This is a genomic window from Pseudomonas sp. ANT_H12B, from assembly GCF_008369325.1.
In the GTDB taxonomy this organism is placed as follows: Bacteria; Pseudomonadota; Gammaproteobacteria; order Pseudomonadales; family Pseudomonadaceae; genus Aquipseudomonas.
The window spans coordinates 23,273-44,206 of record NZ_VOBI01000020.1 but is presented as its reverse complement, the minus strand read 5'-3'; the positions used below and the strand labels follow the sequence as shown (position 1 = coordinate 44,206).

General features: G+C 57.5%; 20 protein-coding genes and 2 pseudogenes. 9 read left to right on the top strand and 13 right to left on the bottom strand.

The window, feature by feature from the left end:
* The first annotated feature begins 61 nt into the window (after window positions 1-61).
* The 3 genes from gnd to FQ185_RS25030 are packed head-to-tail and all read left to right on the top strand — an operon-like array spanning window position 62 to window position 3,380.
* Window positions 62-1,042 (top strand): phosphogluconate dehydrogenase (NAD(+)-dependent, decarboxylating), encoded by a 981-nt coding sequence (gene gnd / locus FQ185_RS25040; RefSeq protein WP_149419769.1) that lies wholly within the window; start codon window positions 62-64, stop codon window positions 1,040-1,042.
* Window positions 1,039-2,562, top strand: a complete 1,524-nt coding sequence (gene zwf / locus FQ185_RS25035) for a glucose-6-phosphate dehydrogenase (RefSeq protein ID WP_149419768.1) — start codon at window positions 1,039-1,041, stop codon at window positions 2,560-2,562. Before gnd ends, zwf begins: the two co-directional genes overlap by 4 nt.
* Window positions 2,559-3,380: an HAD family hydrolase gene (locus tag FQ185_RS25030; protein WP_149419767.1), complete on the top strand. Its 822-nt coding sequence runs from the start codon at window positions 2,559-2,561 to the stop codon at window positions 3,378-3,380. The genes zwf and FQ185_RS25030 overlap by 4 nt, the downstream gene beginning before the upstream one ends.
* A 120-nt stretch (window positions 3,381-3,500) precedes the next feature.
* Here FQ185_RS25030 and FQ185_RS25025 read toward each other — a convergent pair.
* The 3 genes and pseudogenes from FQ185_RS25025 to FQ185_RS25015 all read right to left on the bottom strand — a co-directional run bounded on the left by FQ185_RS25025 (window position 3,501) and on the right by FQ185_RS25015 (window position 6,419).
* A pseudogene (locus FQ185_RS25025) lies at window positions 3,501-4,546 on the bottom strand (hypothetical protein).
* 78 nt (window positions 4,547-4,624) lie between these two features.
* The gene (locus tag FQ185_RS25020) at window positions 4,625-5,914 is read right to left on the bottom strand and encodes a hypothetical protein (RefSeq protein WP_149419766.1); all 1,290 of its coding nucleotides are present in this window, start codon (window positions 5,912-5,914) and stop codon (window positions 4,625-4,627) included.
* A gap of 238 nt (window positions 5,915-6,152) precedes the next feature.
* Window positions 6,153-6,419, bottom strand: coding sequence for a hypothetical protein (locus FQ185_RS25015; protein ID WP_149419765.1), 267 nt, complete (start codon window positions 6,417-6,419; stop codon window positions 6,153-6,155).
* A 343-nt stretch (window positions 6,420-6,762) separates the two neighbouring features.
* On the opposite strand from FQ185_RS25015, the gene FQ185_RS25010 reads away from it, so the two are divergent.
* Window positions 6,763-8,088: a sigma-54 dependent transcriptional regulator gene (locus FQ185_RS25010; protein ID WP_149419764.1), complete on the top strand. Its 1,326-nt coding sequence runs from the start codon at window positions 6,763-6,765 to the stop codon at window positions 8,086-8,088.
* A gap of 80 nt (window positions 8,089-8,168) precedes the next feature.
* Here the strand turns inward: FQ185_RS25010 and FQ185_RS25005 are convergent, their stop codons facing one another.
* Genes FQ185_RS25005 through FQ185_RS24995 form a run of 3 tightly spaced genes read right to left on the bottom strand, consistent with a single transcriptional unit; the run spans window position 8,169 to window position 10,956 of the window.
* On the bottom strand, window positions 8,169-9,449 hold the full coding sequence (locus FQ185_RS25005) for a transporter (protein ID WP_149419763.1): 1,281 nt from the start codon (window positions 9,447-9,449) through the stop codon (window positions 8,169-8,171).
* 46 nt (window positions 9,450-9,495) lie between these two features.
* A complete protein-coding gene (locus FQ185_RS25000) occupies window positions 9,496-10,242 on the bottom strand; it encodes a hypothetical protein (RefSeq protein ID WP_149419762.1) in 747 nt (248 codons plus the stop codon).
* A gap of 33 nt (window positions 10,243-10,275) precedes the next feature.
* The gene (locus tag FQ185_RS24995) at window positions 10,276-10,956 is read right to left on the bottom strand and encodes a C39 family peptidase (protein WP_149419761.1); all 681 of its coding nucleotides are present in this window, start codon (window positions 10,954-10,956) and stop codon (window positions 10,276-10,278) included.
* An 803-nt stretch (window positions 10,957-11,759) separates the two neighbouring features.
* Here FQ185_RS24995 and FQ185_RS31195 point away from each other — a divergent pair.
* Window positions 11,760-11,870, top strand: a pseudogene (locus FQ185_RS31195) (hypothetical protein); the annotation flags it as partial.
* A gap of 639 nt (window positions 11,871-12,509) precedes the next feature.
* Here FQ185_RS31195 and FQ185_RS30260 read toward each other — a convergent pair.
* The 5 genes from FQ185_RS30260 to FQ185_RS24960 form a co-directional block, all read right to left on the bottom strand.
* Complete coding sequence (locus FQ185_RS30260; RefSeq protein WP_178113596.1) at window positions 12,510-13,082, bottom strand: adhesin; 573 nt, start codon at window positions 13,080-13,082, stop codon at window positions 12,510-12,512.
* A 1-nt stretch (window position 13,083) separates the two neighbouring features.
* Window positions 13,084-13,524, bottom strand: coding sequence for a hypothetical protein (locus FQ185_RS24975; RefSeq protein WP_149419757.1), 441 nt, complete (start codon window positions 13,522-13,524; stop codon window positions 13,084-13,086).
* 333 nt (window positions 13,525-13,857) lie between these two features.
* Window positions 13,858-14,382, bottom strand: a complete 525-nt coding sequence (locus tag FQ185_RS24970) for an AAA family ATPase (protein ID WP_149419828.1) — start codon at window positions 14,380-14,382, stop codon at window positions 13,858-13,860.
* The gene (gene pnuC, locus FQ185_RS24965) at window positions 14,379-14,942 is read right to left on the bottom strand and encodes a nicotinamide riboside transporter PnuC (RefSeq protein ID WP_149419756.1); all 564 of its coding nucleotides are present in this window, start codon (window positions 14,940-14,942) and stop codon (window positions 14,379-14,381) included. The genes FQ185_RS24970 and pnuC overlap by 4 nt, the downstream gene beginning before the upstream one ends.
* 85 nt (window positions 14,943-15,027) lie before the next feature.
* Complete coding sequence (locus FQ185_RS24960; protein ID WP_149419755.1) at window positions 15,028-16,662, bottom strand: methyl-accepting chemotaxis protein; 1,635 nt, start codon at window positions 16,660-16,662, stop codon at window positions 15,028-15,030.
* A gap of 292 nt (window positions 16,663-16,954) precedes the next feature.
* On the opposite strand from FQ185_RS24960, the gene FQ185_RS24955 reads away from it, so the two are divergent.
* Window positions 16,955-17,785: an undecaprenyl-diphosphate phosphatase gene (locus FQ185_RS24955; RefSeq protein ID WP_149419754.1), complete on the top strand. Its 831-nt coding sequence runs from the start codon at window positions 16,955-16,957 to the stop codon at window positions 17,783-17,785.
* On the top strand, window positions 17,782-18,210 hold the full coding sequence (locus tag FQ185_RS24950; protein ID WP_149419753.1) for a DUF1294 domain-containing protein: 429 nt from the start codon (window positions 17,782-17,784) through the stop codon (window positions 18,208-18,210). The genes FQ185_RS24955 and FQ185_RS24950 overlap by 4 nt, the downstream gene beginning before the upstream one ends.
* On the opposite strand, the gene FQ185_RS24945 is transcribed toward FQ185_RS24950, so the two are convergent.
* Window positions 18,207-18,566 carry an MmcQ/YjbR family DNA-binding protein gene (locus FQ185_RS24945; RefSeq protein WP_149419752.1) on the bottom strand — a complete coding sequence of 120 codons (360 nt, stop codon included), beginning with the start codon at window positions 18,564-18,566 and terminating at the stop codon, window positions 18,207-18,209. The genes FQ185_RS24950 and FQ185_RS24945 overlap by 4 nt on opposite strands.
* Window positions 18,563-19,471 carry a LysR substrate-binding domain-containing protein gene (locus tag FQ185_RS24940; protein ID WP_149419751.1) on the bottom strand — a complete coding sequence of 303 codons (909 nt, stop codon included), beginning with the start codon at window positions 19,469-19,471 and terminating at the stop codon, window positions 18,563-18,565. The genes FQ185_RS24945 and FQ185_RS24940 overlap by 4 nt, the downstream gene beginning before the upstream one ends.
* A gap of 129 nt (window positions 19,472-19,600) precedes the next feature.
* On the opposite strand from FQ185_RS24940, the gene FQ185_RS24935 reads away from it, so the two are divergent.
* Entirely contained in the window at window positions 19,601-20,212 is a 612-nt protein-coding gene (locus FQ185_RS24935; protein ID WP_149419750.1) for an FMN-dependent NADH-azoreductase, read from the top strand.
* A 176-nt stretch (window positions 20,213-20,388) separates the two neighbouring features.
* A complete protein-coding gene (locus FQ185_RS24930; protein WP_149419749.1) occupies window positions 20,389-20,913 on the top strand; it encodes a hypothetical protein in 525 nt (174 codons plus the stop codon).
* The last annotated feature ends 21 nt before the right edge of the window (window positions 20,914-20,934 follow it).

Below are 20,934 nucleotides of genomic sequence, written 5' to 3'. Positions count from 1 at the left end.
ATTAGTCGCGCTTGGGCTATAACCTTTGTCACACTTTATTTGTAGTAGGGAGCATCAGCACATGCAACTCGGGATTATTGGACTGGGCCGCATGGGCGGCAATATTGCGCGGCGCCTGATGCTCAATGGGCATACCACCGTTGTTTACGACCGCAATACCGCCTTCGTCGATGCCTTGGGTGAAGACGGCGCCACTGGCGTCGCCGACCTGCCAGCGTTGGTCGCTGGCCTGGCCAAACCGCGAGCGGTGTGGGTCATGCTGCCGGCTGGCGCACCGACCGAAGACACCATCGACACCCTGAGCACCTTGCTCGAAGCTGGCGATACCATCATCGACGGCGGTAACACCTTCTATAAAGACGACATCCGCCGGGCGAAAACCCTTTCGGAAAAAGGCCTGCACTACATCGACGTCGGCACCTCCGGCGGCGTCTGGGGGCTGGAGCGCGGTTACTGCATGATGATCGGCGGTGAAGCCGATGTCGTGAAGCGCCTTGATCCGCTGTTCGAAAGCCTCGCTCCCGGCATTGGCGACATCCCGCGGACCAAGGATCGCAAGTCTGAAGATGATCGTGCCGAGCGCGGTTACATCCACGCAGGCCCGGCAGGTTCTGGCCATTTCGTGAAGATGATCCACAACGGCATCGAATACGGAATGATGCAGGCCTTCGCCGAAGGCTTCGACATCCTCAAGACCAAGGCCAGCACCAACCTGCCGGAAGACCAGCGTTTCGACCTGAACGTCGGCGACATCGCCGAAGTCTGGCGCCGTGGCAGCGTGGTGTCGTCCTGGTTGCTCGACCTGACCGCCGATGCGCTCGCCAGCGATCCGAAACTCGACGGTTACACAGGTGAAGTGGCTGATAGCGGTGAAGGTCGCTGGACCATCGAAGCCGCCATGGAGCAATCGGTGCCGGTACCGGTGCTGTCCAACTCGCTGTTCTCGCGCTACCGTTCGCGCGGGCAAGGCACCTTTGGCGACAAGATTCTCTCAGCCCAGCGCTTCGGCTTTGGCGGCCACGTGGAGACCCCGAAAAAATGACTCGTTTGATCCGCAATAAATCCAAGGCCGAACCCGCACCACCGACCACGCTGTTTCTGTTCGGTGCCCATGGCGATCTGGTCAAGCGTCTGCTGATGCCGGCGCTGTACAACCTGAGCCGCGACGGTTTGCTCGGGGATGGACTGCGGATCATCGGCGTTGATCACAACGCCATCAGCGATGAAGCCTTTGCAAAAAAACTCGAAGACTTTATCCGCACCGAAGTGGCCGCCAAGGTCGGCAAGGGCGATCAAACCCTTGACCCGGACTTGTGGGCCAAGTTGGCCAAAGGCATCAGCTACGTCCAGGGCGACTTCCTGGACGACAGCACCTATCAAGCGCTGGCGGCAAAAATTGCCGCCAGCGGCACTGGCAACGCGGTCTTCTACCTGGCCACCGCACCGCGCTTCTTCAGCGAAGTGGTGCGCCGTCTCGGTGCCGCCGGGTTGCTTGCCGAAACGCCTGAAGCGTTCAGAAGGGTGGTGATCGAAAAACCCTTCGGTTCCGATCTGCCCACTGCCGAAGCCTTGAACGCTTGTCTGCTGAAAGTGATGACGGAAAACCAGATCTACCGGATCGATCACTATCTGGGCAAGGAAACTGTGCAGAACATTTTGATCAGCCGGTTTTCCAACAGCCTGTTCGAAGCGTTCTGGAACAACCACTACATCGACCACGTACAGATCACCGCCGCCGAAACCGTCGGCGTGGAAACCCGTGGCAGTTTTTATGAACACACCGGCGCCCTGCGGGACATGGTGCCCAATCACCTGTTCCAGTTGCTGGCAATGGTTGCAATGGAACCACCGGCCGCCTTTGGCGCCGATGCGGTACGCGGCGAGAAAGCCAAGGTGGTCGGCGCAATTCGCCCCTGGTCGGTCGAGGAGGCACGCGCCAATTCGGTTCGCGGCCAATACGCGGCCGGGGAGGTCGATGGCAGGCTGTTGCCGGGCTATCGCGAGGAAAACAACGTCGCGCCCGACAGCAATACCGAAACCTATGTCGCGCTCAAAGTCATGATCGACAACTGGCGTTGGGTTGGCGTGCCGTTTTACCTGCGCACCGGCAAACGCATGAGCGTGCGCGACACCGAGATTGTCATCTGTTTCAAACCGGCGCCGTACGCGCAGTTCCGCGATACCGAGGTCGATGAGCTGCAGCCGACCTATCTGCGGATCCAGATTCAGCCCAACGAAGGCATGTGGTTCGACCTGTTGGCCAAACGGCCCGGGCCGGCCTTGAAAATGGCCAATATCGAACTGGGTTTTGCCTACAAGGATTTCTTTGAAATGCAGCCGTCCACCGGCTACGAAACCCTGATCTACGACTGCCTGACCGGCGATCAGACACTGTTTCAGCGCGCCGACAACATCGAGAACGGCTGGCGTGCCGTGCAGCCATTCCTCGATGCCTGGCAGCAGGACTCGAGTGTGCAAAGCTATCGCGCTGGCGAAGACGGGCCCACGGCGGCTGAAGATTTGCTGACCCGCGACGGTCGCGTCTGGCACGGCCTCGGATGAGTGATGCAACGCTGCATCCCATCCGTTTTCTGCTCAGCGACATGGACGGCACGCTGCTGTTGCCCGACCACAGCCTGAGTCAGCGCACCATCGACGCGGTTCGCTCCTTGCGCGAGGCCGGCGTGTTGTTCAGTCTGGCCACCGGCCGTCCCCCCAAAGCCATGTTGCAGCAGATTGAAGCGTTGGGCGTCGATCTGCCGACGGCAGCCTTCAATGGCGGGACCATCGTCAATCCGGACGGCAGCTTGCTGGTCGCGCATTACTTGCCGGCAACGGCGGCGCTGACCACTTTGACGTTGTTTGCCGATCTGCCAGATATCGAGGTCTGGGTGTTCAGCGGCGGCGACTGGCTGGTGAAGGACCCGACCGGCCCCATGGTGCCGCGCGAGCAACACGGCCTGGGGTATCCGCCGGTGACGGTCGAGAGTTTCGAGCCGTATCTGGAGCGCATCGACAAGATCGTCGCGGCCAGCAACAACACTGAACTGTTGATCGAACTGGAAGCGCAATTGCTGCCCAAGGTCGAGGGCCAGGCCCAGGTTTCGCGTTCTCAACCGGTGTACCTGGACGTGACCGCGATGAAAGCCAACAAAGGTGAGGCGCTGGCGACACTGGCCGAATTTCTCGGTGTACCGCTGGAGCAGACCGCGGCGCTGGGCGACGGTGGCAACGACCCGGCGATGTTCCATCGCGCAGGCTTGTCGATTGCCATGGGGCAGGCGGAAGAAGCGGTGAAGCGTCAGGCCGATGTGGTCACTGGCGCCAACACTGAAGACGGCGCCGCCCAGGCGATCGAGCGCTACATCCTCCCTCGCTAACAACACCAAACCCAATGTGGGAGCGAGCCTGCTCGCGAAGGCGGTGTGTCATTCAACATCAATGTTGACTGACATGGCCTCTTCGCGAGCAGGCTCGCTCCCACATTTTTTGGGCGGTGTTTACAGCCAGTAGCTCACGGCATACCAACCCAACACACCCATCACCACGGTGTACGGCAATGCCATCCACATCATCCGACCGTACGACAGGCGAATCAGCGGCGCAATCGCCGAGGTCAGCAGGAACAGGAACGCCGCCTGACCATTTGGCGTCGCCACGCTCGGCAGGTTAGTGCCGGTATTGATCGCAATGGCCAGCGTCTCGAGATGCTCTCGACTCATGTGGCCAGAGAGGAAGGCCTGTTTCACTTCGTGATGTAAATGGTCGCGACGAACACGTTGTCGCTGATGGCCGACAGCAGACCGTTGGCAATAAACAGCATGCCCGGTTGTTGATCCGCCGGCAGGGCCAGCACCCACTGGATCAGTGGCGTGAATAGTTGCTGATCGTGAATTACTGCCACCACTGCGAAAAACACCACCAGCAGTGCCGTGAACGGCATGGCGTCCTTGAACGCGTTGCCGATGCGATGCTCATCAATAATGCCGGTGAACGCGCTGATCAGCACGATCACCATCAAGCCGATCAGCCCGACTTCGGCGATGTGAAACGCCAGCCCATCTCGTGGCCTATCAGCAGGCTCTGCGGTTCACCGACCAGGGTACAAACACCGCCCAGCGCGGTACCCACGGCGCCGTGCATCAGCCGGCTGCGCAGAAAGGCACGGAATTGTTCGAGATCGGCGTGATGGAGTGTGGCCAGGTGTTGGTCATCGCCAAACTCGCTGTCCTGACGCGGATCGTTGCCCGAGGCAACGCGGTGATACACCGAGTAAAAGCCCACGGCCGCACTGATGATCACAGCAGTCACGGTCAATGCATCGAGAAACGCCGACAGAAACGCCGACAGAAAACAGAACATCAGCGACAGCAATGGCCAGGGTGAAGATGAATTCCAGCACCAACAGCCAACCGGCTGCCACCGGACCGACCGTCCATAGCACCAGGGCATTGAGAATCAGGAAGCCTACGATGCTCGCCTTGTACCAGCGAGGTGAGTGCCCGAGAAGGTTGTGCGCGAACGCCTGGGCCATTGAACCGGACATCGGCTACTCCTTGTATTAAGAAGCGCGCAACTTGCCGTAAGCAGAAGGGAAGATTAAGTGTAGGAAAAAAACTTTGGCCTACCCCAGATAGCGTGCGACGACCGCCCGATAGTTGCCATCCAGCAAATAGCCTCCTACGACAATTTTTCCGTCGGCCTGCACGGCTAAAGAAGTCGCGGTATCCAGACTTCTACCCAGGCGGGTACGGACCCAACCGGTGCCATTGCCGAAGCTGCAATCGAGCTGTCCGTCAGGCAGGTGCCGGGCCAGTATGAAATCGGCCTCGACGCCGCCGAACGTTGCCCCGACTGCCAATACACAGCCGTCCGGCAGTGTCTGGGCGGCGGTCCACTGACAGCCGTTATGACCGATTTTCAATAGTTGAGGTTGACCGCCGTTGCAATGAACGTCCGGGCGTCCGTTACTGTGTATTTTCAATGTCAGGCAATGCATTGGGTCGCGGCTGCTACCGAAGCATTGCACATCGTCGTTTTCATGTTGGACGATCTGGTTGACCCGGGCGCTATGCTCCAGCGCCTGGAAGGTCATGAAACCATCCACGGCAAAACTGTCGTCGAGACTGCCGTCACTGTGATAGCGGGCCAGCAAACCTTCTTCAGGAAAGTTGATCGAGCCGCCCACCAGGATCCGACCGTCACTTTGCATCATCAGGCTGCTGAGCCAGGTGTTCATCAGCAAGTGCCTGACCACCACAAAACCGCGACCATTGAACGTGCTGTCCAGTGAGCCGTCGACGTTGAGCCGTATCAGCATGCCGGCATGGTCGGCCACTTCAAAATGATGATTGGCTTGCAGCAGGATTCGACCGTCCGTCTGTACGCAAACATCACAGACTTCGGTGCCCGGTCCGCCGGGGGGGAGCCAAATGTCGCGCATCCCCATGGAAAGATTGCCGGGCAAGCGCACCACGCAGCGTCCATTGCCACCAAAATCCTGGATCGAGCGACCTTGTTGATCAAACAACGCCAAGGCGGGCAGCGTTCGGTGCGCATTTTCGTAGTGCAGACCGGCCAGCAGAATATGCCCGTCGGGCAGGACGTGGACTTTGCTCGCCATGGCTTCGAAGCCATGTTCAAACTGACCGATCACGCTGCCTTGATTGCCAAATGCCAGATCCGCCGAACCATCCTCAAGCAGGCGAGCCAGACCAAAGCGGCTTCCGCCCGGTGTTCCGACCTTCGCCGCCACCAACAACCGGCCACGTGAATCAAACGCCACCCCGTTGGCCATGCTTGAAGTGCTGCCAGCGAAATACACTTGGGTTATGCCATTGCCGGAAAAGTCTGGATCGAGTTCCCCGCCGTCATTCAATACGGAGGGTAAGGCACATACGGTCTGGATTGACATGTACGCATCTCCTTGCGAGTCGTCTTGATCCAGGAATGGGGTGGCGACTTATAAGGAAAACATTCAATCCCTGAATGATTGGATGCACAACTGACTGAACTAACAGACGGAGGGTCGTCTTGTGCCAGAACAGTGACTTTTCGAACCACTGCCAAGCCTGCCAAGTAATGGCAGCGTGCAAATTCGAATAAACAGTCGGGGGAGGGCGCGGGTTACCGTGAAGTAACCCGCAAGATGCTTAGTGTGGCATCGACCACGATTGCAGCGTGTAACCTTCCTGGCTCAATTCGGCACGTGCTTGTTCCAGCAAGTGTTCGAGTTGCGCGGGGTCGGAATAGGCACTGCATGGGATCTTTGTACGGCGCAGACGGGTATCGGTACGATCTATAACGGTCAGGCTGAGTTCGCCATTACCGTCCTGTTGAGCCCAGGCCACACATTGGAACGGTTTAAACGCGCGGTCGGCAATCAAAAGAGCTTCGTTGATACGGAGCGGGGCGTTCATGGGGTTTTCTCTCTGTATGCCCAATCAAGTGATGTGCCGTCGGTTGGGCTTACCGTTCGGCTGGTTACTTGTACTGATGACCTCAACCGGGGGGCAGGTCACATACAATTAAAAGTATTTTCAACTTTCTTTCATTGGCTCAAGGTTTAGACAGGTTTTGAAAGCTGAATGAAAGGCAATACTCGTTAGGTAACTAACAAAGTTGCTTCTTATAACTAATTGCGCGAGCGTCCTATAATCAATCGGTACAAGGCCACGTCAAATTCTTGCTAATGTTACAGCCAGGTCCGCCAAACGACTGTTTTTAATAATATTTCCTTAAATTTGGCGCCAAGGAACAGTCATGATCGAAGCGCCTGCCTTACGACGTCTGTTAGTAGTGGACCCTTGTGACGACTGCCATCGTTTACTGCCGGGTTTGCGCGCTGTGGGTTGGGACGTTGACAGTTGCACCCTGGAAAATGCTGCCGACAAAACCTGTGACGTCGGACTGTTGCGTTTGCAGCCTTATCACCTCGAACGCCCGGATGCCGTCAAAGAACTGATCAGTCGAAGTGGCACCGAGTGGATCGCTGTACTCAATCAGGAAGTCCTGCGGCTACAGAATGTCGGGGACTTTGTCTGCGAATGGTTTTTTGACTTTCATACCTTGCCCTTCGACGTCTCCCGGGTTCAGGTGACACTGGGCCGGGCGTTCGGCATGGCGCGCCTGCGCGGGCAGGGCACGGTTCACATTGATCAGCCTGAACACGAACTGCTCGGCGACAGCAAACCTATTCGCGAACTGCGCAAGCTGTTAAGCAAACTGGCGCCCACCGAATCTCCGGTATTGATTCGTGGAGAAAGCGGGACCGGTAAAGAGCTGGTCGCCCGAACGTTGCATCGACAGTCCCAGCGTCATAGCAAACCCTTCGTCGCCATCAATTGCGGCGCAATCCCCGAACATTTGATCCAGTCCGAACTGTTTGGCCACGAAAAGGGCGCCTTTACCGGTGCCCATCAACGCAAGGTCGGACGGATCGAAGCGGCCAATGGCGGAACGCTGTTTCTCGATGAGATCGGTGACCTGCCTCTGGAACTGCAAGCCAATCTGCTGCGCTTCCTGCAAGAAAAACACATCGAGCGAGTGGGCGGCAGTCAGCCGATTCCGGTGGATGTGCGCGTTTTGGCGGCGACACACGTCGACCTTGAGGCCGCCATCGAGAAGAAACGCTTTCGTGAGGATTTGTATTACCGCCTGAACGTCCTGCAAGTTGTTACCGCGTCACTGCGTGAGCGCCATGGTGACTTATCGATGCTGGCCAACCACTTTTCCCATTTCTACAGCCATGAAACCGGCCGCCGTCCGCGCAGCTTCAGTGAAGACGCCTTGATTGCCATGGGCAGGCATGACTGGCCGGGCAATGTTCGCGAGCTGGCCAACCGGGTCCGTCGCGGGTTGGTACTGGCCGAAGGTCGGCAGATCGAAGCGCGAGACTTGGGGCTGATGAGCCAGCAGACCATTGCCGCGCCGATGGGCACGCTGGAAGACTACAAACACCGGGCAGAGCGCCAGGCCTTGAGCGATGTACTTAACCGTCACAGCGATAATTTGAGTATCGCCGCCAAGGTACTGGGGATATCCAGGCCTACCTTCTACCGTTTGTTGCATAAGCATCAGATACGTTGAGCTGCAAATAAAAGCGCTGGTAACCCGCAACTACCCACAAAAAAACCCGCCGAAAAGGCGGGCTTTTTGTGGGTGCCGGATTAGAAGTAGTACGGGAATTTCAGGCTGAAGGAAAAGTCAGGCGAGTCGTCGGTCAGGCCGATGGCCAGGTTGGGAACGATCGTCAGGTTATCGGATGCTGCCAGGGTCATGCCGATGTTGAAGTTGGCCGAGTTGTAATCACTATTGGAAATCGATTGCCAATCGCCACCGTCCGGTTTGATCTTGCTCTTGCCGGCAAACTGATCGGTGAACGAGAACGACATACTCATCTTCTCGTTCAAGGCGAATGCAATGCCGGCGCCGACCTGCCAGGAATCGCCCAGTTTCACGTCCCCGCGTACCTTGGAGTTGACCTGAGGGCTGATGTCGCTGAAAGAGTCTTCCATGTTGTAGGTGTAGGCCAGGGTGCCGAACAGCACGGCCGGGTCGAAGGTCTTGACCAGCGAGATCCCCGGGGTGATCGACCAGACGCCATTACCAGTAGGCAAGTCCTCAGGTACCGAGAGGTTATCGTTGTTCGGGTCATTGACCAGCTTGATGCCGTAAGGGTCTTTACCGGTCGGTGCCTTGACGCGCAATGTAACGACCGCGTCGGGCAGGTTGGCCGACTCATCCAGAAACTTGTAAGCAACGCCAACGTTTACATCGCCGATGGTCGGGTCGCGGGTCACGGTTGCATCCGATGTCACCGGGCCGGCGCCCCCAGCGCCACCGGAGGAATACGTTGATTCGCGATAAACCACGGGGACGTTAATGTCGAACTGCCAGCGTTGTGCGACGTTGTAGCGGGCCGTCAGGTCCAGGGTCCAGTTATCCGCCTTGATGCGGTCGAGGTTGATGTTGCCGAGGAAAATCGAGTCCAGTGCCAGGAAGCCATTGAGCGTCAGCGCACGGGTATCGTAGTGCGTGTAGGTCAGGCCGGTTTCGACGCTGAACTTGCCGCCACCAAAGAAGCCGCTGGCCTCGTCATACAGGTTGGAAACGCTTTGCGCAGGCGCCGAATCATCCTTGAGCGATTGACCGTATGAACTGCCTGTGGTCCCCGGCGCACCGGCGGCCACCGTCTGGCCACCCCTGGTCGTTTCGGCGGGGGATTTGGTCAGGCGTTTGGGAGCAGGTGTCGCCGGTGTTTCCTCAACTTGGCGAACGCGTTGCTCGAGTACCATCAACGCATTCTGTTGTGCTTCGTAACGCTGTTTCAACTCCATGAGTTCTTGTTTTAGTGCTTCAACCTGGGGGTCCGATGCTGCATATAGCAGTGTGGTCGGGGTCAGGCTACTCAAACAAACGATAGCTCTGAGCGTTAACGATCGGTGCATAGGTTAGCCGTCCCTTCTGACTACATCTGATGAGACTGAGCGTAGATCAGAATCCGATGGTGCGAAGACCTTTGAGCTGGTCCAGGTTGCCGTTCAGCGATCCGGCTGTCGTCGCATTGTCACGCAGCACGACATTGAAGGAAGTGAGGTTGCGGACCTGGTTGCTACTGCCGAGCAACGTCGTGTTCTGCATCAGTCCACCCTGGGCCAGGCGTTGTACGGTACTGCCCTGGTTGTTGTTGGCCACGATGTTGAGTTGCACACCATTACCCGTCGAGGAAACGCTCATCGAACCCGCGCCATTGGAGCCGACCAACGTCGAGCCTGCGGCCAATGCCTGGCCCTGCTGTTGCGTTACTGGAGCCTGGTTAGCCTTTGTGACGTTGATATCAACGTTGTTGTAGGCAGTGTTATTGTCGCCGGCAGCCCGCACGACTTGAGTAACGCCTTCGGTGCTGTTGAGACCGTTGCCGCCAGTGACGGTACCTGTTCCGGTGACTTGCGAACGCCCTGAACCATTACCTTTTTCGTTGATCATCGACACATAGAACTGTGGCTTGATGGTCGATTGTTGAATTTGCATCGAGGAAGTTGCCCCGATCACTTCACCGTTGGCATTTTGCCAGGCGCTGGTCATGACAATGCCGAAGCTGATGACCCGTCCCGGCATGACATAGCGGCCTCGCAGAACCGACAATTCCTGATCATTCAGTTCAATGGGTTTGAACGTTTGTGCCTGGGTCGGCAGGCTGGCGGCCAGGCAAACCACCGCTAGCCAGATTGGAGTCTTCATTGAATGCTCCCGGAGCGTCGTGCTCCCTTGTTATTAGAAGAAGTCGCTTCGGATGAATCCGAAATCCATCAACTCTGTGTCTTGCACCGGGCGGAAGGTGTTGATGCCGCTCTTGGCGGTCAGTGGCAGGGGTGGGTCGAGCAAGGCATTGGTTTTGTCGTAGCCCTGGCCGATGACGGCGAAGATGATGCCGTTCCAGCCTTTGACAAAGTCGTCGACCTTGTAACGTTTATGGCCGAGTACCGGGTCTCCGATATATACCCAGCCGTTATGGACTCTTTGAATGACTACAAAATGTTTATAGCCACGGATATCCATCAGTACCACCACCGGAATTTTGATGTCGCTCAACGTTTCCGGCGATACCCGGTAGCCACGTGCCCGCATGCCGATACTTTCCACGTAACGCTTCATGTCGAGCATGGAGAAGCCCTGGACGCGGACAAGATCTTGATCGGAGTGTGCCAGCATGCCTTCGATGACCAGTTCTTCATTCACGTCCAGCCAATAGGCCTGGCGCAAGATGGTCGCCAGCGCTGCTGCGCCGCAACTGAAGTCAGTTTTCTGTTGCACCAGGTCGGCAAACTTACGCTCGCGTACGCTCTGGATCGGCTTATACACCACCGCGCCACCTGGCAGGATGGAAAGCGGCATTTGTGCAGCCTCGATTACACCGGCCACGCAAAGCAGAAATGCCAAGGCGATAATGCGCATGGTGGGGTGCCTTCTGGTTGGGTTGAAAAAGGCCCCCGTAAGGGGGCCTCCAGAGACAGCAGTTAGAACGAAGTGTTGGAAATGGCCAACGAGTTGCTTTGTTGGTTGCCCACACCAGCAGCCACGTTCACGCCCAGGTTGCCACTGCCGCCATTCACCGAACCGCTCAGGGTTGCAGTGTTGGTCACAGGGTTGGCCCAGCCAGTTGGAGTCAGCACTTGATAAGAGTAGGTGTTGCTCAAATCATATGAGCTGCTTTCACTGAAGCTTTTCGCTTTTGCGTACTCAGACTCGGACGATTTACTGCCCGATTTTTCGTACGAGGAGGCGGACGATTTCTCGTACGATTTATCGTACGATTTTTCGAACGAGGAATCGCGCGATCTGTCGTAGGAGGAGTCGCGCGATCTGTCATACGAGGAGTCGCGGGATCTGTCGTACGATCTGTCGATCGATGCATCAAGCGTCGCGTCGAGCGATGCGTTAAGCGATGCGTCGGAAGACCTGCTGCGGGTGCGATCGCCAAAGCCATTATTGAAGGTAGTGGAACTGGAAGCCGCCGCAGTAGCGTCCAGAGTAGCGTTCAAGGAAGCATTCAGCGATGCACTCGAAGAACCGCTCGCACTGCTGCTGTTGGAACCGCTGGCATTGCTGCTGTTGGAACCGCTCGCATTACTGGCGCTAGAGCCGCTTATATCAACGCTTTTGGAACCGCTGGCCTCAGCGCTCCTGGAACCGGCTTTGCTCCAGCTCGAAGAAGCGCTTTGGCTTCCGCTCGCCTCAAATGACTTATCTTTAGAGAAACTACCGCTGGCCGAGTTGGTCACGGTAATCGTATCCACACGATATGTCCGGTCGGCGGTGTTATTCACTATCAGGCCGGGACCGTTTTGATTGGCGGAAGCGGTGGCGGTTGCGCTACCGAGTGGGGCATTGGTGTTGGCAATGGCCATGGTGTTTTTCTGCTGGTTCAGATCGCCACCAGCAATGTTGACACCCACGTTGCCGCTGCTGCCACTACCTGACCCGCTCATCACAGCAGAGTTGGTGACACCAAAGTTGTCGACGCGGTTATTGTTGCTGGTTTGCCTGACGTCAGCGGTGGCAGTGGCAGTGCCGAACACAAAGCTGTTATCGATGCTGGAGGCGTCGGAGGCGGCGTTTGCGATGGCGGCGGCGTTGTCTTGTTGGTTGCCGGAACCTGCCGCCACGTTGACACCGACGTTGCCGCTGGAGCCCGAGGCCGAACTACTCATCTCGGCTTCGTTCTGCACCCCTTCATTCCAGATGCGGTTGCCGGTACTGTTCTGTCTGTCCGTCGCATTGGCAGTCGCGCTGATAGGGACCATTCTTGGAGGAGGGGTTTGTTGGCCGCCACCGTTGTTATGGCCATTGTTGTGGCCATTATTGTGGTGGTGGTCACGCTGCCCAGCTTGTACAGCAACAGCCATGACCGCAGCAATTGCGAAAACCAGAGGCTTTAGTGCCATCGAAGGTTTCATGGTGATTCTCCGTACTTATTTTAGGTTAAGTGTTGTTTCTACCTGTTTGGGTCAATCCGTGACCCTTACGCTCAGGGTGTTGGCCATTCGGTTTCCCACCCCGGCGCTCTGATTCAACTGAATCACCCCACGGCTACCGGTGAAGGCCTGATCGCTAGTAGCGACCTGGCGATAGCCTGGCGTGGAGTCAGTCGGATCGGAGTTGTTGAGCAGCGTCACGTTCTGTTGCATGAGGACGCTGTCGTCGATACTTTGCGGTTGTTTACTGATGCTTATCCGCAGGGCATTGGCTTGCTGGTTGCTGGCGCCCGCGCTCTGGTTGACACCCAGTACGCCGTTGCCGTGGCTGAAGGAGTCGCCTTGAATGCTGGAGTGAGCATCGATCGTGGGGTCGACAACGGTGCGCAGCCGTTGGCGAATCTGGGTGGTCGCACTGGCATTGTTGCCAATGGCGATGGCCCGAGCGTTGGCCTGTTGCTGCAGATCGCCCGCCGCCTGGTTGACCGTGAGGTTGCCCTGGTACTGCATACCCGAACCGTCAATGTTGGCGTTGTTGATGACGGGAGGTTGGGCAAAGGTCGATACACTGCAAAACATGGCGATAATCAGCAGCGAACGATTCATCTTAACGGTCTCCCGTTATGATTTTTAGAGCGCCCAGGCCTTGCTGGACGTTTGAATTGACCATGTTGGCAATGCCATTGCCCGAATTTCCAGAGCGTCCGGCGGGGAGGTTGGAAAGCTGGTTCTGGGTGGTGATATTGCCGCCCAGGTTGTTGGTGTTTTGAGTGACCAGGCGGGAGATGCCTGCACCACTGGCGACGTTGGCAAAGTCGCCGTCGCTCAACTCGTTCGTTTGTCTGAGAACGTGTTGGGACGGGTTGGCATTGACGGTCGTGGGGCTGGGGTCGGGGATCACCGGCGCTCGCGTTGCCATGCGCGGTTGGACGTCCCGTTTGATAATAATGATGCCGTTGTCAGCCTGTACGGGCAGGCTGAGACTTGAGCCCAGTGCGCATCCGATCAGCAGCAGGCTATAGAAGATACTTTTATCAAATTTCCCCACAGCGGCAATTCCTTCTGTAAGTAGAACGCTGGCCCTTATCAGCGTTGGGAGATAGAGAGCAGAAGGTGTGCCGATTTTTGTTTTTCTTTCAAAAACAATTGGTTGGATTTAATTGTCGAGGTTGTCAAAAAAAAATTGTAACGCCACTGAGACAGACCCACGCCAAAGCGCTGCCCATGCGGCGGCATAGCTCGTCAGGGGGACTTAAGGCAGGTTGTATCAGTGGTGTAACATTTTTTTGCGGGAGCGCTCGGTCCGCTTTAGTTCGCGGGTTTGCGCAGGGGGGAGTGTTTCAGGAATGGACATTTTCGGCCCTGATTGGGGGAATCCCGATCAGGACTTGAGCAAGCGCGTCACAGCTTCGAAGGCTGCGTCCTTGCGTTGTTGCCAATCACCTTGCAGGACTTGGCAAGGTTGGTGATGCAAGTCAAGCCATTGGCGGCTCGCCTCGAAAAACGCCTGGCGCTCTGCCAATTGCGGTTGGCAACGCTGCCCGTCGTCATGCCAGACCACGGTTTCCGGGCTCAGCAGCAAATGCAGATCGTAGTGCCGTGCCAGCAATGCTTGCTCGATCCACGTCGGACAAGCGCCAAACAATGTGCGACTCCAAAGGATATTGCTTAAGAGGTGCGTATCGAGAATCAGCAGTGACGGTTGTTTGGCGCGTGCTGCATCCTCCCAAGCAAGCTGGCCCTGTGCTATCAATGTAATGTCATCGTAGCGGGTTTCGCGGGCTTCGCTTTCGATAAAGTGCCGAACGTACTCACAGACCAATATGCCGCCAAAATTGGCGTGAATCTCACCCGAAAGCCAGCTTTTGCCGCTGGATTCTGGCCCTGCCAGCACCAACACCTTCATGGGCACAGCAGCGGATCGCTGCGCCATGTGCGCCAGCCTTGAATGGCCAGCAGCGTGAACAAGCCATACAGGGCAGCCGTCAAGTACATCCCCTTGTACAAAAATAGGCCGACGAAAATACAGTCCAGGACGATCCACAGCGGCCAGCACTGCACGCGTTTTTGCGCCATCCACCATTGCGCCACCAGGCTGAAGCCTGTCAGCGCGGCATCGAGCCAGGGTTGGGCAGCATCGGTCCAGTGCGCCATTGCGGCGCCCAGCAACAGACTGCCTATCGCACCGAGGGTCAGACCGAACGCGACCGACCGACTGTCTAGTAGGCTGACCTGCCGCCCCTGATGCGCGTCACCCGCGCGAGTCCACTGCCACCAGCCATAGAGCTGCAAGGCGGCGTAGATCACTTGCAGCAGCATGTCCGAATACAGCTTCACTTCAAAAAAGATCCAGCTATAAAGCAGCACCATGACCAGACCGATCGGCCAGCACCACGGGTTCTGTTTGACCGTCAACCAGACGGCAATGACACCGAGGGCGGCGGCAAACAGTTCAAGCCCGGACATGGAGGTTCCTTGGGGGAAGTCGAAGAGGGGGCGGATTGTAACGGCAGGCGTTGCCAAGTAGAACCGGCATGCTCCCCCAGTGTTGTTACACCCGGAACTGCTTAAGCAGCCCGTTCAATTGCTCGCTCAGCCCCTTGAGGCGAAGACTGGCCACACTTGACTGTTCGGCCGCCACCGCAGTGCTGTGGGACAACCCGGCCGCTTGGCTGACATTCTGGTTAATATCCTCAACCACGTGAGCCTGTTGCAAGGTCGCGCTGGCAATCGAAGCGTTCAGCCCGTTGAGGTTACGCAGCGCCTGGCCAATGGCATTCAGGCTCGCTCCGGCCAGACCGGCTTGCTCGATGGTCAGTTGCGAGGCCCGGCTGCTGTCGCCGATCACCTTGACTGCCGCTTCGGAGTGGCTTTGCAGACGTTCGATCATCGACTGTATTTCAGCCGTGGACTTCTGCGTACGCTGGGCCAGCAGCCGCACTTCATCGGCCACCACCGCAAAACCACGCCCCTGCTCGCCGGCGCGGGCGGCTTCGATCGCAGCGTTGAGCGCCAGCAGGTTGGTTTGCTCGGCGATGGAGCGGATCACTTCCAGGACGCTGCCGATCTGCGTACTTTCGGCGGCCAGGGTGCGAATCACTTCTACTGCTTGATCGATGGTCGAAGACAACTTGTCGATCTGTTGCAGGCTGCTATCGATATTGACCTGGCCTTGCTGCGCCTGAAACTCGGCATCACGCATTTCGCTGGCGGCGTGCTCGGCGTTCTTGGCGACGTCTTGCACCCCATACGTCACTTCATTGATGGCCGTGGCCACCAGTTCCATTTGCTGGGACTGCTGCTGACTGCGTTGTTGGGCCTGGGCGGCGTCGTTGCCCAACTCGCTGGAAGACTGGCCAAGAGCGCTGGCAGACGCCTGCAATTCACTGATCACCAGCCGCAGCTTGGCGGTAAAGGCGTTGAAGTGGCGGGCCAGTTGCGTGACTTCATCCTGGCCATGGGTATCGAGGGTGCGGGTCAGGTCGCTTTCACCGCTGGCGATATTGGCCATGGCGTTCACGGTTTCCTGCAGCGGGCGCACGATGCTGCGGGCAATCAAGATCACCAGCAACGCCATGATCAGGGCGATCACCAGCCCGACGAAAGAAGCTTTCCAGACCTGGGCATAAAACTCGGCCTGCATGTCATCGATGTACACGCCCGAACCGATCACCCATCCCCAGGGTTCGAAAAGTTTGACGTAGGACGTTTTTGCGACCGGGGCACTGGCGCCCGGTTTCGGCCAGCGGTAGTCGACCATGCCGGCACCTTTGGCCTTGGCGATGGCGACCATTTCATTGAACAGTGCAAAACCATCCGGATCGCGGATCGTCGACAGGTTCTGGCCTTCGAGTTTCGGGTTGGCCGGGTGCATGACCATCACCGGCGTCAGGTCGTTGATCCAGAAGTAGTCGTTCTGGTCATAGCGCAAGCCGCGAACCACCGTCAGCGCCTGTTTTTGCGCGGCGTCGCGGGTCAACGTGCCGGCGGTTTCCAGGTCGTGGTAATAGTTCAGAATGCCACTGGCGGTCTGCACCACGTGCTGGGTTTTCTGAACCTTGGCGTGGTACAGGTCTTCGTGAATCTGCTTGAGCATCAACACGCCCAACGTCAAAAGCATCAGGACGGCCACGATCAAGATGAGCCACAAACGTCGGCTGATCGACATATTGCGCAAGCTGTTCATAACGCTGTCACTCCGGTTTCTTTTTCTTGTAATAAATGATCGCCAGCATCCCACCACACTTTGCCAATCGGGCCTAGAAGGCCTAAGTCTTATAACGCGGCAGCGTTAATCGGCCTTGTCTGATAGGATTTCGGCCCCGCACGGAAAAACCTGAATCCAAGTTGTTTTTCACGGGGTTTTTACTGTTGGATGTGAATCCTGCGCGTTCGGGTCGTTAGTTGCGCTGATCGAAGTCAACGTTCTAAAAAATATTAACGGGGCATGCCTGGGGGCATCGCTTCTTGGGGGATTGATGGATCTTTGGACCGCCTTTCAGGCATTAATACTAGGCGTTGTAGAAGGGCTGACGGAGTTTCTGCCCATTTCAAGTACCGGGCACCAGATCATCGTTGCGGACTTGCTCAACTTCGGTGGTGAGCGGGCGATGGCGTTCAACATCATTATCCAGCTCGGGGCAATCCTGGCGGTGGTGTGGGAGTTTCGCCGCAAGATTTTCGACGTGGTCATCGGCTTGCCGACCCAGCCGAGCGCTCGACGCTTTACCGCGAACCTGTTGATAGCCTTCCTGCCGGCCGTGGTATTGGGGGTGATATTCGCTGACCTGATTCACGAATATCTGTTCAACCCGATCACCGTGGCCACGGCACTGGTCGTGGGCGGTATCGTCATGCTGTGGGCTGAACAACGTCAACATGAAGTACATGCCCACACCGTCGACGAAATCACTTGGAAAGATGCCCTCAAAGTCGGCTTCGCCCAGTGCCTGGCAATGATTCCGGGCACTTCGCGCTCCGGTTCGACGATCATTGGCGGTTTGCTGTTCGGTTTGTCGCGCAAGACTGCCACCGAGTTCTCGTTCTTCCTGGCGATGCCGACCATGGTCGGCGCGGCGGTGTACTCGGGCTACAAATACCGTGAGCTGTTCGTACCAGCGGATTTCCCGGTGTTTGCAATCGGCTTCGTCACCGCATTCATCTTCGCGATGATTGCCGTCAGAGCCTTGCTCGTATTCATCGGTAGCCACAGCTACGCGGCATTCGCCTGGTATCGCATCGCATTCGGCCTGGTCATCCTCGCCACCTGGCAGTTTGGCTGGGTCGACTGGACCGCGGTCAAGCCATGAATGACGCCAGTGCGCGCAACAACCCCGGACGGCGTTCCGGGGGAGGGATCCAGAACCCTCGGTTGAAACTGCTGGTGTTTGCGATGTTGTGCGCGCTGCCGCTGTTTGGCTCGATGTCGTTGTGGTTGCGAGGGATTTCGCTGATTCCCCTGGCCGCCTACGGCATCGTCAGCGTGTTGGCGTTCTTCCTTTATTGGAGTGACAAGCGCAAGGCGCGTACCGACAGTTGGCGTACACCGGAGAACGTTCTGCACGCGGTGGAATTCGCTGGCGGCTGGCCGGGTGCGTTGCTGGCGCAGCAGGTGTTTCGGCACAAGACGCGCAAGCTGTCGTTTCAACTGCTGTTCTGGGTGATCGTGCTGCTGCATCAAGTTTTCTGGATCGACCAGATGTTCCTCGGGGCAAATCTGCTGGTGCTGTTTTAAAACAGCAGGCCGATCTGAGTGCGCTTGGGCAACTTGCTCACCACCAGTTGATGGGAACGTTGCAGCAACCCTTGTAGCTCTTCGGTGCCCAAAGGGTAGGGCGTTTCCATGATGATCCACTGGGCCCGCGCCAGATAAGGCGCTGGATGTATGCCCGGCCGGTCGCAATGACCCAGGAACAAATCCTTGTCGACCTTGAACGCGAGGGACTTACCACGCAGGTTCTGCAAGGCGAACATCTTGTTCCCGGCAATTGAAAACACTCGCACGCCACCCCACTTGTAGTCTTCCCGCGCACCGGGCAGCGCAAGACAGAATTTGGCGACAGCCTCTTCGCTCATGCGTCCAGCCTTCATATCAATCGGTCTCCACAGGCATTGAATGATTCGACCAAATGGTCGATCCAGGCGCGTACGGCCGGCATCACTCCGCGCCGATGAGGGTAGACCGCTTGCAACCATCCGCCAGGCAACGACCAGTCGGGCAGCAACTGCACCAGCGAACCGTTTTCCATCTCCTGTTCGCAATACATCATGGGCAGCATCGTGAAGCCCTGACCGGCTAGTGTGCAGGCTTTGCGCACGATGAAGTCGTCGATACCCAGGCGTGCTTCCATCGCCAGTTCGTAACTTTTGCCTTGTTGATCGAGCAGGCGAATATGAACCATCCGGTCGGCTTCAAGCGCTCCGAGTACGGGCAGGTTTTTCAGGTCTTCGGGGTGGTTGATCTCACGATCGTGCAGAAACGCCGGGCTGGCGACCATCGCCATTTGCGCCTGGCGCAGGCGGCGGGTGACCAGCAACGGGTCTTCATCGCCCAGCTCACGTACGCGCAGGGCAACGTCGACGCCCTCGGTCACCAGGTCTACCCGGCGATTAAGCAGCATGACTTCCAGTTGGACTTGAGGAAATTTTTCCAGAAATCTGCTGATCACCGTCGGCAACATCTCATGCGCCAGCCCCACCGGACAGGACACCCTCAAGCGCCCACGAGGTTCGCTGGACATGCTGGCGACGGCTTCATCGGCCATCTCGGCTTCCAGCAGCATGGCCTGACAGTGCCGCAGGTATCGCTCGCCCACGGCGGTCAGCTTGAGTTGCCGGGTGGTCCGTTGCAGCAGGCGCGCGCCCAGGCGTTCTTCCAGTTCAGCGAGGCGACGCGATAATCGCGACTTGGGAATCCCGAGCAAACGCCCGGCCGCCGCAAAGCCGCCGGCTTCCACGACCTTGGCAAAGTAGTAGAGATCATTGAGGTCTTGCATGGTTTGAGCTCGATTGTTCTATCAGTGAGACAAACTATCGCATTGTTGCCGTCTAATCAGCTATTGGTTTCGTCTGTAGGATTGTCCCCATCAGATCGCCTCGCAGCGATCCTCACCTGGAGATCCCACATGAAACTGCTGCATATCGATTCGAGCATTCTTGGTGACAACTCGGCTTCCCGTCAGCTGAGCAGCGAAGTCGTCAAAGCCTGGCAAACCGCCGAGCCGGCTGCCGTGGTGACCTACCGCGACCTGGCTGCCGATGCCATCAGCCATTTCTCTGCCACCACCCTGGTCGCCGCAGGCACCACCGCTGAACTGCGCAACGCCGCACAACAGCACGAAGCCGAACTGAGCGCCTCAACGTTGGCCGAATTCCTGTCCGCCGATGCCGTGGTCATTGCAGCGCCGATGTACAATTTCACCATCCCGACCCAACTCAAGGCCTGGATCGACCGCATCGCCGTTGCCGGTCAGACCTTCCGTTACACCGAAGCTGGCCCCGAAGGCCTGTGCGGCAACAAGAAAGTCGTCATCGTTTCGACTTCCGGCGGTCTGCATGTCGGCCAGGCCACTGGTGTTGCTCACGAAGAGTACCTAAAGGTGCTGTTCGGTTTCATCGGTATCACTGACGTCGAGTTCGTCCGCGCCCACGGCCTGGCGTACGGTGATGAAGTGCGTACCAAAGGCATGAGCGACGCTCACACGCAAATCAGCGAGCAATTGTTCGCGGCTGCGTAAGGCTTTCGTAAAGACGTAAAACAGCTCGGGCAACACCCCAAAACTCTGTATTCTGATCACGCAAGTGCCAGATACGGAGTTTTTTGTTTCTGGTCATTTCTAACTGTTTCGTATTGTGGTCCGGGTTATGCGGTCGAGGGTTAACGTCCCCGTCCTGCAACCAGCGGGAGCCTCCCATGGCGCGTCTTTGTGCAACGTTACTGATGTGTCTGCTCAGCAGCCTGAATTCAGTGCACGCCGCGCCTGGGCCACATCCTCACTGGAGCGTCGGTTTCCATGAGTTGAGCTTTCTCGACCCGCTGGATTTGCAACCGGTGGCCGACCCACGTGTTCACGCGTTACTGCTGATGGCGCCACTAAGCCTGAAGTTCGGTCGTCATACCTTGGCCGACGTGCACGTGCCGGTGCTGCTTTACAGCGGCGACGGCGACAAATTGGTGGCGTTCGACAAAAACGCTGCAGCGCTGGCGCGAAAGCTGCCGATCGCCCCGGACTTCAAGTTACTGGCAGGCGCTGGGCACTTCGTGTTTATGGCGCCTTGCAATGAAGAGCAGATCATCGCCATGCCCGCGCTGTGTACCGATGCCGATGGCGTCGACCGCGAAGACATTCACCGCAACATGATTTCCGAAGCCGGGCACTTCTTCTCCCACGCCTTGGGCAAACCCACCCGCGCCGGCATGCAAACCGCCGATCAATAAACAACACAAACCCAAAGATAG

Coding starts and splice junctions, on each gene's coding strand:
- gnd (WP_149419769.1), top strand. CDS start 62: ATGCAACTCGGGATTATTGGACTGGGCCGCATGGGCGGCAATATTGCG.
- zwf (WP_149419768.1), top strand. CDS start 1,039: ATGACTCGTTTGATCCGCAATAAATCCAAGGCCGAACCCGCACCACCG.
- FQ185_RS25030 (WP_149419767.1), top strand. CDS start 2,559: ATGAGTGATGCAACGCTGCATCCCATCCGTTTTCTGCTCAGCGACATG.
- FQ185_RS25020 (WP_149419766.1), bottom strand. CDS start 5,914: ATGTCAATCCAGACCGTATGTGCCTTACCCTCCGTATTGAATGACGGC.
- FQ185_RS25015 (WP_149419765.1), bottom strand. CDS start 6,419: ATGAACGCCCCGCTCCGTATCAACGAAGCTCTTTTGATTGCCGACCGC.
- FQ185_RS25010 (WP_149419764.1), top strand. CDS start 6,763: ATGATCGAAGCGCCTGCCTTACGACGTCTGTTAGTAGTGGACCCTTGT.
- FQ185_RS25005 (WP_149419763.1), bottom strand. CDS start 9,449: ATGCACCGATCGTTAACGCTCAGAGCTATCGTTTGTTTGAGTAGCCTG.
- FQ185_RS25000 (WP_149419762.1), bottom strand. CDS start 10,242: ATGAAGACTCCAATCTGGCTAGCGGTGGTTTGCCTGGCCGCCAGCCTG.
- FQ185_RS24995 (WP_149419761.1), bottom strand. CDS start 10,956: ATGCGCATTATCGCCTTGGCATTTCTGCTTTGCGTGGCCGGTGTAATC.
- FQ185_RS30260 (WP_178113596.1), bottom strand. CDS start 13,082: ATGAATCGTTCGCTGCTGATTATCGCCATGTTTTGCAGTGTATCGACC.
- FQ185_RS24970 (WP_149419828.1), bottom strand. CDS start 14,382: ATGAAGGTGTTGGTGCTGGCAGGGCCAGAATCCAGCGGCAAAAGCTGG.
- pnuC (WP_149419756.1), bottom strand. CDS start 14,942: ATGTCCGGGCTTGAACTGTTTGCCGCCGCCCTCGGTGTCATTGCCGTC.
- FQ185_RS24960 (WP_149419755.1), bottom strand. CDS start 16,662: ATGAACAGCTTGCGCAATATGTCGATCAGCCGACGTTTGTGGCTCATC.
- FQ185_RS24955 (WP_149419754.1), top strand. CDS start 16,955: ATGGATCTTTGGACCGCCTTTCAGGCATTAATACTAGGCGTTGTAGAA.
- FQ185_RS24950 (WP_149419753.1), top strand. CDS start 17,782: ATGAATGACGCCAGTGCGCGCAACAACCCCGGACGGCGTTCCGGGGGA.
- FQ185_RS24945 (WP_149419752.1), bottom strand. CDS start 18,566: ATGAAGGCTGGACGCATGAGCGAAGAGGCTGTCGCCAAATTCTGTCTT.
- FQ185_RS24940 (WP_149419751.1), bottom strand. CDS start 19,471: ATGCAAGACCTCAATGATCTCTACTACTTTGCCAAGGTCGTGGAAGCC.
- FQ185_RS24935 (WP_149419750.1), top strand. CDS start 19,601: ATGAAACTGCTGCATATCGATTCGAGCATTCTTGGTGACAACTCGGCT.
- FQ185_RS24930 (WP_149419749.1), top strand. CDS start 20,389: ATGGCGCGTCTTTGTGCAACGTTACTGATGTGTCTGCTCAGCAGCCTG.